This is a genomic window from uncultured Sneathiella sp. (genome assembly GCF_963976355.1).
Taxonomy (GTDB): Bacteria; Pseudomonadota; Alphaproteobacteria; order Sneathiellales; family Sneathiellaceae; genus Sneathiella.
This window is the reverse complement of the sequence record NZ_CAXBKA010000002.1, coordinates 462,689-477,603: the sequence shown is the minus strand read 5'-3', so window position 1 is coordinate 477,603 and position 14,915 is coordinate 462,689. Positions and strand designations below refer to the sequence as shown.

General features: G+C 59.9%; 14 protein-coding genes. 5 read left to right on the top strand and 9 right to left on the bottom strand.

Annotation, left to right across the window (positions count from 1 at the left end; all coding sequences use genetic code 11):
• Window positions 1-29: 29 nt before the first annotated feature.
• The 5 genes from aroC to AAC599_RS06010 form a co-directional block, all read right to left on the bottom strand.
• Window positions 30-1,103, bottom strand: coding sequence for a chorismate synthase (aroC, locus tag AAC599_RS06030; protein WP_340149504.1), 1,074 nt, complete (start codon window positions 1,101-1,103; stop codon window positions 30-32).
• A gap of 40 nt (window positions 1,104-1,143) precedes the next feature.
• On the bottom strand, window positions 1,144-1,953 hold the full coding sequence (fabI, locus tag AAC599_RS06025) for an enoyl-ACP reductase FabI (RefSeq protein WP_340149503.1): 810 nt from the start codon (window positions 1,951-1,953) through the stop codon (window positions 1,144-1,146).
• Window positions 1,954-2,043: 90 nt separating this feature from the next.
• Window positions 2,044-2,934 (bottom strand): J domain-containing protein, encoded by an 891-nt coding sequence (locus tag AAC599_RS06020; protein ID WP_340149502.1) that lies wholly within the window; start codon window positions 2,932-2,934, stop codon window positions 2,044-2,046.
• A gap of 86 nt (window positions 2,935-3,020) precedes the next feature.
• A complete protein-coding gene (locus AAC599_RS06015; RefSeq protein WP_340149501.1) occupies window positions 3,021-4,448 on the bottom strand; it encodes a hypothetical protein in 1,428 nt (475 codons plus the stop codon).
• Window positions 4,449-4,515: 67 nt separating this feature from the next.
• Entirely contained in the window at window positions 4,516-4,995 is a 480-nt protein-coding gene (locus tag AAC599_RS06010) for an RT0821/Lpp0805 family surface protein (RefSeq protein WP_340149500.1), read from the bottom strand.
• A gap of 235 nt (window positions 4,996-5,230) precedes the next feature.
• On the opposite strand from AAC599_RS06010, the gene pdxH reads away from it, so the two are divergent.
• From pdxH to hemA, 4 genes are all read left to right on the top strand, one after another.
• Window positions 5,231-5,821 carry a pyridoxamine 5'-phosphate oxidase gene (pdxH, locus tag AAC599_RS06005; RefSeq protein WP_340149499.1) on the top strand — a complete coding sequence of 197 codons (591 nt, stop codon included), beginning with the start codon at window positions 5,231-5,233 and terminating at the stop codon, window positions 5,819-5,821.
• Window positions 5,822-5,834: 13 nt separating this feature from the next.
• The gene (locus AAC599_RS06000; RefSeq protein WP_340149498.1) at window positions 5,835-6,776 is read left to right on the top strand and encodes a cation diffusion facilitator family transporter; all 942 of its coding nucleotides are present in this window, start codon (window positions 5,835-5,837) and stop codon (window positions 6,774-6,776) included.
• 71 nt (window positions 6,777-6,847) lie between these two features.
• Window positions 6,848-7,732 carry a universal stress protein gene (locus AAC599_RS05995; protein WP_340149497.1) on the top strand — a complete coding sequence of 295 codons (885 nt, stop codon included), beginning with the start codon at window positions 6,848-6,850 and terminating at the stop codon, window positions 7,730-7,732.
• A gap of 154 nt (window positions 7,733-7,886) precedes the next feature.
• The gene (gene hemA, locus AAC599_RS05990) at window positions 7,887-9,101 is read left to right on the top strand and encodes a 5-aminolevulinate synthase (protein WP_340149496.1); all 1,215 of its coding nucleotides are present in this window, start codon (window positions 7,887-7,889) and stop codon (window positions 9,099-9,101) included.
• On the opposite strand, the gene AAC599_RS05985 is transcribed toward hemA, so the two are convergent.
• The 4 genes from AAC599_RS05985 to AAC599_RS05970 form a co-directional block, all read right to left on the bottom strand.
• A complete protein-coding gene (locus AAC599_RS05985; protein WP_340149495.1) occupies window positions 9,102-9,926 on the bottom strand; it encodes an NAD(P)-dependent oxidoreductase in 825 nt (274 codons plus the stop codon).
• A gap of 35 nt (window positions 9,927-9,961) precedes the next feature.
• Window positions 9,962-10,759: an enoyl-CoA hydratase gene (locus AAC599_RS05980; RefSeq protein WP_340149494.1), complete on the bottom strand. Its 798-nt coding sequence runs from the start codon at window positions 10,757-10,759 to the stop codon at window positions 9,962-9,964.
• A gap of 47 nt (window positions 10,760-10,806) precedes the next feature.
• Window positions 10,807-11,865 (bottom strand): MBL fold metallo-hydrolase, encoded by a 1,059-nt coding sequence (locus tag AAC599_RS05975; protein ID WP_340149493.1) that lies wholly within the window; start codon window positions 11,863-11,865, stop codon window positions 10,807-10,809.
• 94 nt (window positions 11,866-11,959) lie between these two features.
• Window positions 11,960-13,759 (bottom strand): acyl-CoA dehydrogenase, encoded by a 1,800-nt coding sequence (locus AAC599_RS05970; protein ID WP_340149492.1) that lies wholly within the window; start codon window positions 13,757-13,759, stop codon window positions 11,960-11,962.
• 153 nt (window positions 13,760-13,912) lie between these two features.
• Between AAC599_RS05970 and AAC599_RS05965 the strand changes: the two genes are divergently transcribed.
• Window positions 13,913-14,878, top strand: a complete 966-nt coding sequence (locus tag AAC599_RS05965) for an L-threonylcarbamoyladenylate synthase (RefSeq protein WP_340149491.1) — start codon at window positions 13,913-13,915, stop codon at window positions 14,876-14,878.
• Window positions 14,879-14,915: the final 37 nt, after the last annotated feature.

Genomic DNA, 14,915 nt, shown 5'->3' with positions numbered 1-14,915 from the left:
CCTCTCGCTGGATGTTATTGCTTTTCAGTTTAACCGTTCTGGCCGCGATGACGCAAAAGATGATCGGCAAGGACGCAGGCCATCATCGCCTCGCCCACCGGGACAGCCCGGATGCCAACGCAGGGATCATGGCGGCCCTTGGTCTGGATTTCCGTCTCGTTGCCCTCAATATCAACAGTATCGCGCGGCTTCAGGATGGAGGAGGTTGGTTTCACGGCGAACCGAACGACAATATCCTGCCCCGATGAAATCCCGCCGAGGATGCCGCCCGCATGATTGCTCAAGAAGCGTGGGAATCCCTCATTCCCGGCCCGCATCTCATCCGCATTGCTCTCGCCGGTCAGCGACGCGGCAGAAAAGCCATCACCAATTTCGACCCCCTTCACCGCATTGATCGTCATCATCGCCATGGCAAGATCGGAATCGAGCTTGCCGTATATGGGCGCGCCAAGTCCGGCCGGAACACCGGAGGCCACAACCTCGATCACTGCGCCGACGGAGGATCCCGCTTTGCGGATCGCATCAAGATAGACCGTCCAGTCCTCGACGATGCCCGGATCAGGCGACCAGAAGGGATTATTGTCAATCTCGGAAAAATCCGCGCGGGCGCGGTCGATCACCCGGTCGCCGATCTGGGTGAGATAGCCCTTGATCCTGATGTCCTCGCCCAGCACCTTTCGCGCGATACCGCCCGCCGCCACCCGCGCCGCCGTTTCCCGCGCGCTGGACCGGCCACCGCCGCGATAGTCGCGGATGCCGTATTTCGTATAATAGGTGTAATCCGCATGGCCAGGGCGGAACTTGTCCTTGATATCGCCATAGTCCTTGGACCGCTGATCCACATTCTCGATCATCAGGCTGATCGGCGTGCCCGTCGTCTTCCCCTCGAATACGCCCGAGAGGATGCGGACGGCATCGGGTTCCTTGCGCTGGGTTGTGAAGCGCGACTGGCCGGGCTTACGCCGGTCCATCCAGTGCTGGAGTTCCGCCTCGCTCACCTCGATGAGCGGCGGGCATCCGTCAATGACGCAGCCGAGCGCGGGGCCATGGCTTTCCCCCCAGGTCGTCACCCGGAACAGGTGACCGAAACTATTGTGAGACATAAGGTCTTCCGTTTAAAAATACTGTGCCGGAGATGCCGGCCTATTTGGTGATGTCCGGCGCGTCTTCCGCCTTCATCCCGACAACATGATAGCCCGCATCCACATGATGGGTTTCCCCCGACACCCCGGCGCCAAGATCGCTCAGCAGATAGAGCGCCGATCCGCCGACATCATCAATGGTGACATTGCGCTTGAGCGGTGCGTTATATTCATTCCATTTCAGGATATAGCGGAAGTCACCGATACCTGACGCCGCAAGCGTCTTGATCGGTCCGGCGGACAGCGCATTGACGCGGATATTCTTCCGTCCCATTTCAACGGCAAGATAACGCGTCGCCGCCTCTAGCCCCGCTTTGGCGACACCCATCACATTATAATGGGGAACAACCCGCTCCGCCCCGTAATAGGTCAGTGTCACCATGCTGCCGCCATTCTCCATCAGCTCCGAGGCGCGCTTGGCAAGGGCGATAAAGGAAAAGCAGGAAATATCCATGGTCATGGCGAAATTCTCGCGGGTCGTATCGGAGAAGTTACCGCGCAGCTGTGTCTTGTCGGAAAAGCCGATGGCATGGACGAAATAGTCGATTTTGCCCCATTTCTCCTTAAGGGCCGCGAACACCGCGTCCATGGAGGCATCGTCGGTGACGTCGCATTCCAGGACCGTGTCCGACCCCACGCTTTCGGCCAGCGGCACCACACGCTTGCCGAGCGCTTCCCCCTGATATGTAAAGGCGATTTCCGCGCCATGTTCATGCAGTGTCTTGGCAATTCCCCAGGCCAGGGAATGATTATTGGCGACCCCCATAATCAGGCCCTTCTTACCGGCCATAAGCCCTTGCTGCTGCGTCATACTGATCCCCTCGCTACTGTTCTCGTATTTAGGGTTTGACCCTAAACTGTCACAGTCTTTTTATCCCTCTTGTGAAAGGCAGTCAAAAGACTAATTCGCTTTCAGCTTGGATCGCGCGTCATAATCATGCTTTTCCGACCATTTCGCCACAAGGTCCTGAAGCTCACTGTCCTGCTTCTCGGGCAACACAACTTTCAGCTTCACCAGCTGGTCCCCGCGGTCAGTCTTGCCGATACCCTTGCCCTTGAGACGAAGGGTCGTTCCGGTATTCGATCCCGCCGGCACCTTGAGATTGACGGTCCCATCCACGGTCGGCACCTTGACGGTGGCACCCAACACCGCTTCGGGCAGGCTGATGGGCAGTTCGACAAGAATGTTCTTGCCATCACGGCGGAAGAAATTATGCGGCCGGACGGTGACATTGATCAGGATATCACCGGACGGACCGCCCGCAATACCTTCCTCGCCCTGCCCTTTCAGGCGGATCTGCTGCCCGTCGGTGACCCCGGCGGGAATGGAGACATCGAGCGTCCGTCCGCCATCGCCCATGGTCAGCCGCCGCTTGCCGCCAAGCGCCGCCTCGGCAAAGTCTATCTCGATCGCGAATTTACGGTCCCGACCCTTTTCCGGCACCCGGCCGCGAAAGCCGCCGCCGCGAAAATTGCCGAAAATCTCGGAGAAGATATCCTCGGCCGCGCCGCCGCCGCTGCCGCCGCTGGCAGAGCGCCAGTACCCCTGCTGGAACCCGCCCATTTTTTCCTGACCATGCTCGTCGATTTCACCGCGGTCATAACGGGCGCGCTGTTTCTCGTCTCCCAGAATATGGTAGGCAGCAGAGATTTCCTTGAATTTTTCCTCGACCTTGGTATCCCCCGGGTTGGCATCCGGATGATGCTTCTTCGCAAGCTTGCGATAGGCGGATTTGATATCCTGCTGGCTCGCAGACTTCGAAACACCAAGTATACTGTATAAGTTCTTCATTCGTTGCTATGTCAGACGCAAACGCGTCGCCTCAGTCAATACTAACGTCCTTCATAGTATATATGACTTTATTCCTTAGGTTTTAACTAATTCACACGATCTATTTGTCTTTTTTCAAGATGCGTCAAGGTCTGTTCCAGCGTGCCGATGGCCGAGGCAGCGGCGGTGGAGCCATTGCTTCTTGCCTTGTCCCACCAGTAATAGGCCCGGACGCGGTCCACCGGGACCCCCTGCCCGCTGTTAAAGAGGACTCCCAGGCGGTATTGCGCCATCGCATTGCCCTCGGCGGCGAGCGGGGCCCAGATGCCGAGGGATTGCTGATATTGCTGCAATGAATAGGCGAGATCGGCCATTTCCATCTTTTCCGCGAGGCTGAGGCCCGATCCGGGTGCGGCGGGCGCCGACGTTGTGGGTGCGGGTGCCGGGGCCGGTTCCGCCGCCGCGGGGGCCGGATTTGAGGCAACCGTCATAGTTTCTTTTGGTGCTTCGGCGACCGCCGGTTTGTCCGCAGGCTCAGGCGCCGGCTTCACTGCCGGGGTCGGCGGTTCCTCCGCACGGGTAACCGCACCGGAGGTGGCGGGCTCTATGGCATCCGAGGTGGCCTTATCCGTCGGTGTTGCCGTGGCGACCGTCGGGGACGGTTCCGCCGGGGCGGCCGGTTGCGGCGCACTTGCTTCAGGCGTATCCTTCGTTACCAGAGAGCGCAGGGCCTCATAGAAGCCTTTCTTCTGCACCCCTTGTCCCGATGACGCGGCTGTCGTCTCCGCGGCGGGCGCTGCCGCGACAGTTTCCGATTGCGCCGGGGTTGCCGTTGCTTCGGTTTTTGGAGTTTCCGTTTCCGCAGGTGCAGCCGTTTCCGCCCCGGCCTTTGCGTCTTCAGCCGCGGATTGCGTGCTGACGTCCGTTTCCGCGTCGTCAGCCGTGGCGGTCACTGCCACCGGTTCCGACGACATATCAGCGGTGATGGGATCGCGGGTCTTGAATTCGGCGGTCAGTTCCGCCGCTCTTTTCGCGGCTCCGGGATGCCCGGCCTTGGCCGCCAGTTCGAACCAGCCGAGCGCCATGCGCTCATCCTTCCTGACACCGAGGCCGTTTTCCAGCAGCAGCGCCAGGTTATATTGCGAGATGACATGCCCCTGCTGCGCCGCGCGGGCGAACCAGTTGGCCGCCTGGGAGTAATTCTGTTTAACCCCTTCCCCGGCGAGATACATGCCCGCGACATTGGCCTGCGCCCGGTCGAAACCGATGGTCGCCGCGCGCTTGTACCAGGTCATGGCCTTGGCGAAATCCTGCGGCACGCCTAGGCCACGGCGGTACATATGTCCAATATTACGCATCGCCGCCGGATCATTTTTCTGGGCCAGCGGCAGCCATTCCTCGAAGGCGGCCATATAGTCCTTGGCCTCATAGGCCTCGACCCCTTCCTGAAACCCGGCGCGGGAGAGAGGGGCAAGCGCTGACGACACCAGAAGCGCCGCCGTCAGCGCCGCCATGAAAAGCTCAATCCGTTTCATATATACTGCTGATCGACCCTTCCCCTGCCATATTGCCAGAACAGCGGGCCGCCCCTTCTCCTGTCATTTAACTCATGATCTGCCAGGAACCGTCCGGCTGGCGACAGGCCGTACCGTATCCCTTTTCAAGCTTACCGCCGATTTCAACGGTCTGCTGGAATTCGCGGCAATAGCGGCCATCCACATGGTTGCCATCCCGTACCGGTGTGATCGATCCGGAATTTCCGCTGTCGGGGTTATTCCAGGTGATCGTCTGCCCCATCGGCGCGGTCGTCGCCTGTTTCTCGGCGCGGTCGATTGCGGCGCGGTCAGCCTCATCAAGGGTCTTGCCGACCGAGCTGCCGATCATCGCACCGGCCAGCGTACCGACACCGACGGCAACAAGCCGCCCCGTTCCCTTGCCAAAGGCGGAACCGAGGAGCGCGCCGCCGATACCGCCAATAATGGCGCCACCGGTTGTTTTAGGGTTGTTCTGGGCACCCGCACATCCGGAAAGGGCAAGCGCCGCGGCCAGAGCCGATACGACCCATAAATTCGATTTTTTCATCCTTCAATCCTTGTCATCGTAAAAATTTACCCCTGACAATTAATCAGGCAATGTCCTTCCCCCATACTATATAGGGCCAACATAAGTTTTTGTAGCAAAAGACCCATCACAAATAATTTCAAAAACTTACGGGAAAGGCTATCTTACGTTAAACGACATGGATCGACAAATCCGTCGGTGCGCGCTAGGTTGGCCGGAATCCGCGGATAACCGGCTTGATAACGGGTAGGTAGGCATGACTGTGAAGAATATTTCCGAGCTTCTGGCGGAATTTCAGGACTGGATGGCGGAGGCCGAGAAAAGCGAGCCGAACGACCCCACCGCCATGTCACTGGCGACCGCCGATGCGGACGGGCAGCCGTCGGTGCGCATGGTGTTGCTGAAAGGCGTGGATGAGCGCGGATTTGTTTTCTACACCAATTTCGAAAGCCAGAAGGGCATGGAATTGCGGACCAACCCCCGCGCCGCGCTCGGCTTTCACTGGAAAACCCTCCGGCGCAGCATCCGCATTCAGGGCACGGTCGAGGTTGTCAGCGATGCCGAAGCCGACGCCTATTTCGACAGCCGCCCGCGCGATAGCCGCATCGGCGCCTGGGCAAGCCAGCAGTCGCGCGCCATGCCGGGCCGCTTCACGCTGGAGACGGAAGTCGCAAAATATGCCGCGAAATACGCCATCGGAGCGATTCCCCGCCCCGAATACTGGTCTGGCTTCCGAGTGATCCCGGCAAGAATCGAGTTCTGGCGCGACCGCCCCTTTCGTCTGCATGAGCGCCGCCGCTATGAAAAAGGCGCGGAAGGCTGGACGGAAAACATCCTGTTCCCGTAAGGAAAACCGTATCGTGACAGAAGAACAGGACAAGGTATTCACCCAGGAAACGAACGAAGAGCACAGCCACCTGATGCGATCGGCGACCTATGCGGCGGTGGGCGTCGCGCTAACCCTGATCGCCATCAAGCTGTTCGCCTATTTCGCCACCAATTCGGTCGCCATGCTCTCGACACTGGTCGATTCCCTGCTCGATCTCGTGGCCTCGGCCATCAATCTGTTCGCCGTGCGCCAGTCGCTGGTCCCGGCGGACCGGGATCACCGGTTCGGCCATGGCAAGGCGGAAGCACTGGCTGGGCTGTTCCAGTCCGCGATTATCATGGGCTCGGCCGTCTTTCTTCTGTTTCAGGCCGGGGAGAGGCTGCTGCACCCCAAGCCCATCCAGGCGGAGACTGTCGGGATCATCGTCATGGTAGTCTCCATCCTGCTGACCCTTGGTCTTGTCTTGTATCAGCGCTATGTCATCCGCAGGACGCGCTCGGTGGCGATTTCCGCCGATTCGCTGCATTACGTCGGCGACCTGCTGATCAACGGCAGCGTGATCCTGGCGCTGGTCCTCGAAATGGTCTTTTTGTGGCATTATGCGGACGGCCTGTTTGCAATCCTCATCGCCGGCGTCCTGCTCTACAGCGCCATTGCCATCGTCCGCACGTCTTTCGCCGACCTGATGGACGAAGAACTGGGCGAAGAGGAACGGGAGAATATCAAGACGATCGTCCTCGGCCAGCCCGGTGTGCTGGGCCTGCATGACCTCAGGACCCGCCGCTCCGGCCAGCAGGTCTTCATGCAGATGCATATCGACATGGACGGCAGCATCAGCCTGCATGACGCCCATCTCATCGCCGATACGGTCGAAGTCCGGCTGATGGCGGAATATCCGGAGGCCGAAGCCATCGTCCATCAGGACCCGGTGACTGTCGAGGCGGACAGCAAAAGCAGTCACAATGCGGAATGAGCCATAAAAACCTTTAAGATGTAGGGTCTTAGTGTTACATTTAAAAGAAACTTCACAGGCTGAGGTGTCCTATGCATTTTAAGAATATTCTTGTCCCCATGTCCGGTGCGGCCAATAACAGTGACGCCCAGGCGTTGGAGAGCGCATTTAACATGGCCATTCGCTTCGGCGCCCATGTAAACGCCCTGCATATCAAGATCGACCCGCGCTCGGCCGCTGCCTTCGTCGGCGAGGGCATGACCTCGACCATGATCGAGAGTGTGATCGAGATGGCGGAAAAGGACGGAGAGGAGCGCCGCCTGCGTGCCGCCGCCCTGTTCAAGGAAATCACCTCGCGCATGGAAATCCCGATCATCACCAATATTGCCGACCGCCCGACCGCCGACGGCCCGTCCTGCCGGTTTGTCGAAAAGCAGGGTAACAGCGAAGACACCATCCACAGCTACGGCCGCCTGTTTGATCTGATCATGATCTGCAAACAGGACGGAGAGGAGCAGATCAACAACTCCCTGCTGATCAACACGGCGCTTCGGGAAACCGGGCATCCGGTCCTGCTGATGGACAAGGTCATCCCGATGGACATCGGCAAGCGCGTTGCCTTTGCCTGGAACGGCTCGGTAGAATCAAGCCGCGCCCTCTCCTACTCGCTGCCCTTCCTGCAAAGTGCGGAAAAGGTCATGCTGATTTCTGCCATTGATGACCTTGATGAGGATATCCATCCCGAGGCCGTGCAGCGCTATCTCGCCATGTACGGCGTGACGGCGGACCGTTGCGAGATTACCGGATCGAATGGCCGCTCAACCGCCGAATCGCTGCTGGAGCAGGCCGACAAATGCAATGCGGACCTGCTGGTCATGGGCGCCTACACCCGGAGCCGCCTGCGCCGTCTGTTCTTCGGCGCGGTGACGGAAGAAGTGCTGAATAACTGCCCGATCCCGGTGTTTATGGCCCATTAGGGAATTCTCATGGATCTACCCCGGCCCTCGGGGGAGGATCACATTATGGCGATCAGGCGACGGTTGCGACCATTTGTCCCTTGTCAAGGAAAGGGCGAATTCGGTATCTAACAAGGACAGTCGATGGTCATGGACACAGAGTTAAGGGCAGGCGATGGATTATAACAGCATGTTTGAGCAGGCGATCGCTGCTCTGAAACAGGAGAAGCGCTACCGCGTCTTCACCGAACTGCGCCGCCACGCCGGGGATTTCCCCCGCGCCACCCGCTACCTTGAAGACGGCACCGAGCAGGATGTGACCATCTGGTGTTCCAACGACTATCTTGGCATGGGCCAGCATCCCGACGTGCTGAAAGCCATCAAGGACGCCGCCGATACCTATGGCGCCGGCGCCGGTGGCACGCGGAATATTTCCGGCAATACCCGGATGGTTTGCGAACTGGAGCGCGAGCTAGCCGATCTGCATGGCAAGGAAAGTGCGCTTGTCTTCACCTCCGGCTTTGTCTCCAACGACGCGACCCTCTCCACCCTCGGCAAGCTGCTGCCCGGCTGCGTGATCCTTTCCGATGAGCTGAACCACGCCTCGATGATCGACGGCGTGCGCCACTCGGGCTGCGAGAAGATCATCTTCCGCCATAACGATGCCCGCGATCTCGAGGACAAGCTGAAACGGATCGACCCGTCGCGGCCCAAGGTAATCGCATTCGAATCCGTCTATTCCATGGATGGCGACATCTCGCCGATCCGCGAGTTCTGCGATCTCGCCGACAAATACAACGCCATGACCTATCTGGATGAAGTGCATGCGGTCGGCCTCTATGGCCCGCGCGGCGGCGGCGTGGCGGAGCGTGAGGGGCTGATGCACCGCATTGATATTATCGAAGGGACCCTCGGCAAGGCGTTCGGCGTGATCGGTGGCTTCATCACGGCCAGCGAGAATATCGTCGATGCCATCCGCTCCTATGCGACCGGATTTATCTTCACCACCACCCTCTCGCCGGTGATGTCCGCAGGCGCGCTCACCAGCGTCCGCCATCTCAAGCAAAGCAATGTCGAGCGCGAGCGCCATCAGGAACGCGCCGCCACGCTGAAACGGCTGATATCGGAGGCGGGCCTGCCGCTTCTCCCCTCGGTCACCCATATCGTACCGGTCATGGTCTATGATGCGGAGCTGTGCAAGCAGGCGAGCGACACGCTGCTCGACGATTACGGAATTTATATCCAGCCGATCAACTACCCGACCGTCTCACGCGGATCGGAACGTCTGCGCATTACGCCGACGCCGTTCCACGACGATGCGATGATGGCCGATCTCGTCGGCGCGCTGAAAGATGTCTGGCTCCGCCTCGGCCTGCGTCAGGCAGCCTGATCAGACAAAGAAATCGGGGAGAAGATCCTTCTCCTCCACCCCCTCAAAGCGGTATTTAGAGAGGTCTATCACCCCGACAGAGGCCAGCGTCTCGTCATCGACACAGAAATTGCCGGTGAACTCCCGGGACGGCTTGGTCAGGATGACATGCGCCGCATCGGCCATGATCTCCACCTTGCGGCAGTTTTTCTGCACATCCGGCCCGCCGATCAGGTCCATGGCCGCCGTCGCGATCGCCGTGCGCGGCCAGAGCGCGTTAAAGGCGATGCCGTCCTTTTTGAATTCCTCCGTCATGCCGAGCACACAGAGGCTCATGCCGTATTTCGCCATGCTGTAGGCGACATGCGGGGAAAACCAGTGCGCCTCGAAATTGAGCGGCGGCGACAGGTTGAGCACATGCGGGTTATCCGCCTCCTTGAGATAGGGAATGGCCTTCTGCGAACAAAGATAGGTGCCGCGCACATTGATCTGATGCATCAGATCATAGCGCTTCATCGGCGTCTGCAGCGTGCCGGTCAGGCTGATGGCGGAGGCGTTGTTGACGAGAATATCGATACCACCGAAGGTGCCGGCCGCCTTGGCCATGGCATCCTCGACCAGCCCCTCCTCACGCACATCGACGATCAGCGGCAGGGCTTTGCCACCCGCCGCCTCGATTTCCTCCGCCGCGGTGTAGATGGTGCCGGGCAGCTTGGCATGGGGCTCGGCGGTCTTGGCCGCGATCACGACATTGGCGCCGTCAGCGGCGGCCCGCTTGCCGATGGCAAGGCCGATCCCCCGGCTTGCGCCCGTGATAAAGAGTGTCTTTCCCTTCAGATCCGCCATAACCGTCTCCCTTATGTGTTTGGAAGCGGTACCCGTCAGTTGCCTTTATACTCGGGCTTGCGCTTCTCCTTAAAGGCCTGCACCCCCTCGGCCCAGTCATTGCTGGCGGCGCAGAAGGCGAACCCTTGCGCTTCGAGGGAGAGCTGCGTTTCCAGACTATTATTGAGCGAGGCATTAAGCAACTGCTTCGTCCGGCCAAGCGCGACCGTCGGGCCATTTGCCAGACGCTTCGCGAGCTTCGCGGTCTCCGCCTCCAGTTCCCCGGTCGGGACGACGAAATTGATCAGGCCGAGGTCCTTGGCCTCCGCCGCCTTGATCCGGTCGCCGAGCATAGCAATCTCCATCGCCTTCTTGAGACCGACAATGCGCGGCAGGGTATATGTGCCCGATCCGTCCGGCGTCGTGCCAATACCGATATAGGCGAGCGTGACGAACGCATCCTCCGAGGCGATTACCATATCGCAGGCCATCATCAGCGACAGGCCGAAGCCTGCCGCCCCGCCGCGCACGCTCGCGATGATCGGTTTGGGCATCCGCTGCATGGCGAAGATGGTCGGATGCAGGCCATGGATGCGCCGCTCGAATGTCTGTTCGCGCTCCTTCGGGCTCAGCTTGACGAACTCGTTAAAGGATTTGACATCGCCTCCCGCCTGAAAATGCTCGCCCGCACCGCGCACGACGACGCAGCGGATCGACTCATCGCTTTCCGCATCGATAACGGACTGGAACAGCTGCTCTCGCATATCGACGGACAGAGCGTTGCGCGCCTCCGGTCGGTTGAGAGTTATGGTTGCAATTGCGCCGTTCTTTTCATACAGAAGATCGTCTGCCATCTCTTTGTTTCCCTTATTCTTTTTTATTTCAGTGATATGTCAGAAAATCAGGCAACCGCGAGATGCGCCGCCCCGCGCCGCCGGAACTTCCAGATGCCGTCCGTATCCTTCAGTCGTTCCAGCCGGCCTTCGCCGATCAGGTAATGACAATGGGCCAGCCCCTCGGCCACGCCCATACTGCGGTCGCCCTCGTCCAGTTCCCGGTCAAACAGGACCGGCAGCAGATCGAGCGCCGACTGTGGCGAATCACAGGCGCCAAGTAACCGGTTAAGTCGATCTTCATGGTGTGTTTTATAGTAGTCGAGCTGGTTATGCAGCCCGGTAAAAACGTCATTATGGGCCGGGAGGACCAACGTGTCCTGCGGCAATTTCACTAATTTATCAATGGATTGGATGAACTTCTTGAGAGGATTAGCGAGCGGCTCCGCCGGATAAATGCCGATATGCGGCGTAATCCGCGGCAATACCTGATCACCGGAGATCAGGATGCCATCCGCCTTTGAATAGAGGCAGGCATGCTCCGGTGAATGCCCCTTGCCGACCATCACCTGCCAGTTTCGGCGGCCGATGGTCAGGATATCCCCGTTCGAGATACGGTCGAAGCCCATGGGCACCGTCGACATCGCCTGGCGGAAATGGTTGAAGCCGCGATCTCGCACTCGCTCCATCATCACTTCGTCAAACCCGACGGAGGCGTAGAAATCGATCACGAAATCCGGCGTCTCCTCCTGCGCTTCCAGATACAGCATCCGCCCGAAAGTCCATTCGCCGAAGGTCATGGTCAGCGGAATATTCCAGCGTTTCGTTATCCAGCCCGCCTGCCCCATATGATCGGGGTGAAAATGCGTGCAGATCAAACGAATTACCGGCTTTCCTTTAAGATGCGCCGCAAAGATACTTTCCCACAGTTCGCGAATTTTCGGAGTGTTGAGGCCGGAATCGACCATCGTCCAGCCGTCGTCATCCTCCAGCAGATAGAGGTTGATATAATCCAGCCCGGGGATCGGAATCGGCATCCGCACCCAGAGGACGCCTTCTGCCACTTCCAGGACTTCCCCGTCACCGGGACGCGTACTCAGCGGGTATTCTATTTCTTGATTTTTCATTATGAACCCTATTATCGGTTTGCCGGAACGGGGGAATTCCGCTCCGGCAAATTCGTCTTTAACGTTTACGTTAACGTTAATACCTGTCTCTGTTCTATGCCGAAAGCTGGGCATCGTCAATGGCGAACAGGGTCTCGGCCCCTCCCGTCACCGGCCCAAGCAGGGCGGTTGCCATCGGCAGGATCTGCGCCATGAAGAAGCGCGCGGTGACGATTTTGGCATCGAGGAAGGCCGTGTCCGGATCACCGTTTGCCCGCATCTCGCGCGCCTTCAGGGCCGATTTCGCAAGCAAATATCCGCCCACGGTCGTTGCGAACATCCGAAGATACGGCGTCGCCCCCGCCGGGGCTGCATGGGGATCGTTGGGCGCGTTGCTATAGAGCCAGTCCGTCGCATCTTTCAGCGCACTGACGGCGAGATTGAGCTGGAGTGACATGGCGGCCATCTCGTCCCCTGTATCGGCAAGCGCCTTCACGGTCGCGTCCATTTCCCCGAACAGCGCCTTCACCGGCGCGCCGCCCTGCAAGGAGAGCTTGCGCCCCACCAGATCGAGCGCCTGAATGCCGTTCGTTCCCTCGTAGATGGGGAGGATACGGGCATCGCGGTAATATTGCCCGACGCCGGTTTCCTCGATAAAGCCCATGCCGCCATGCACCTGCACCGCCGTTGACGCCAGCTCGACACCGAGGTCCGTGCACCAGCCTTTGGACATCGGCGTCAGCAGTTCGGCAAGGCCCATGGCCTTTTCCCGCGCCGCCTCGTCGGCCCCGTGATGGGCCTCGTCAAGGGCCGCACCGTTCAGATAGATGAGGCAGCGCATGGCTTCGATATTCGCGCGCATGGTCATCAGCATCCGCCGCACATCGGCATGATTGATGATCGGCGTCATTTCACCCTTGGGCATGCCGGGCGCCTGCCCCTGCCGGCGATCCTTCGCATAGTCGACCGCCTGCTGATAGGCGCGCTCGGCAACAGCAAGACCCTGCACACCGACATTGAGCCGGGCGCTGTTCATCATCGTAAACATGCAGGCCATGCCCTTGTTCTCCGCGCCGAGGAGATAACCGACGCAGTCGCCATTATCGCCATAGGACATCACCGCCGTCGGGCTCGCGTGAATACCGATCTTCTCTTCCAGCGAGACACATTTAAGATCATTCCGCTCCCCAAGCGTCCCGTCATCCTTCACCAGGTATTTCGGCACGATAAAGAGGGAGATGCCGCGGGTGCCCGCAGGCGCGCCGGGTGTGCGGGCCAGCACCAGATGGATGATGTTCTCGCTCATCTCATGCTCCCCGTAAGTGATGAATATCTTCTGGCCGGAGATGCGCCATGTGCCATCCTCCGCCGGTTCCGCCTTGGTCCGGAGTGCGCCGACATCCGATCCGGCTTGGCTTTCCGTGAGGTTCATGGTCGCCGCCCATTCGCCGCTTACCAGCTTCTTGAGGTACTTCTGCTGCTGCTCTTCGGTGCCGTGGGCGAGGATGCTCTCGATCGCGCCCTGGGTCAGGAGCGGACAGAGCGAAAAGCCGAGGTTCGCCGCGTTCCACATTTCCACCGTCGCTAAAGCTACCGCGCTTGGCAGGCCGCCGCCGTCATAGGCCTCCGGCGCGGAAATCCCGTTCCAGCCGCCTTCGACGAACCCAGCATAGGCCTCAACCCAGCCATCGGGCGTGGTTACAACGCCGTCCTTCACATGGGAACCCTGCAGATCACCGGGCTTGTTCAGCGGCGAGAGCACATTGGCCGCGAACTTCCCGGCCTCCTCCAATACCGCCTCAACCACATCCGCTTCCGCATGTTCATATCCCTCCAGCTTGGCAAGGGACGGAAGGTCCGCAATATTGTTGAGAACAAAGCTCATGTCTTTCAGCGGGGCACTATATTCTGCCATGGAGACGCCTTTCCCGAATTTGTTTTCTCATTCTCGGGATGTTATGGCATATCCCGCACAGAGAAAAAAGACTTTCGCGCACTGCCACGGCGCTTGACCGGACGGTGTTTTCGGGTAAAGGCTCGCACAAGGATAACAGCGGATCGACCAGAGATGAAGATATTCAAACCCGGCCCGGCCGGATATGACGCCGCCGCCGCGGAAATACAGGCGGGCAGGCTTGTCGCCTTCGCGACCGAAACCGTCTATGGCCTTGGCGGCAATGCCGAGGATGACCGGGCCGTCGCCGCCATCTATGACGCCAAGGGACGGCCGAGTTTCAATCCGCTGATCATCCATGTACCGACCCTTGAGATCACGCGCCGCTATGTCAGTTTCAGCCCGCTTGCCGAGCGGCTGGCGGCGACCTTCTGGCCGGGCGCCCTCACCCTCGTGCTGCCGCGCATCGAAGACTGCCCCGTCTCCCGGCTGGCGAGCGCAGGACTCGAGACACTGGCCATCCGCATTCCCGGCCATCGGCAGGCGCTCGAATTCCTGAAGGCCTGCGACCGCCCCCTCGCCGCGCCGAGCGCCAATCCCTCGGGCGGGATCAGCCCGACCACGGCACAGCATGTGATCGACGGACTCGGCGGAAAGATTGCAGGGGTGCTTGACGGCGGGGCCTGCGCCGTCGGGGTGGAGAGCACGGTTGTCGGTTTTGCCGGTGAGAAACCCGTTCTTTTGCGGCCAGGCGGCATCACCCGCGAAGCGATCGAGGCGGTTGCCGGTCCCCTGCTCCGCCCGGACGCAGAGGGCGCGCCATCGAGCCCCGGGATGCTCAAAAGCCATTACGCACCCAGGGCCGATGTCCGGCTGAATGCCACCGACAAGCGCGAAGGCGAGGCCTATCTTGGCTTTGGCCGGGAATATGATACTCTGGCCGATATCAACCTGAGCGAGGCAGGCGACCTGACCGAGGCGACAGCGCGGCTCTTCTCCGCCCTGCATCTGCTCGATGAGATGAATTTCAAGCGCATCGCCGTCGGCCCGATCCCGGAGGTCGGTCTCGGCGTTGCGATCAATGACCGTCTCCGCCGCGCCGCCGCGCCGAAGTCGGAAAAGGAAGAGGTCGGCCCATGAATATCATCGAGGAGCTGGGAAATATCGTCGGCAAGAC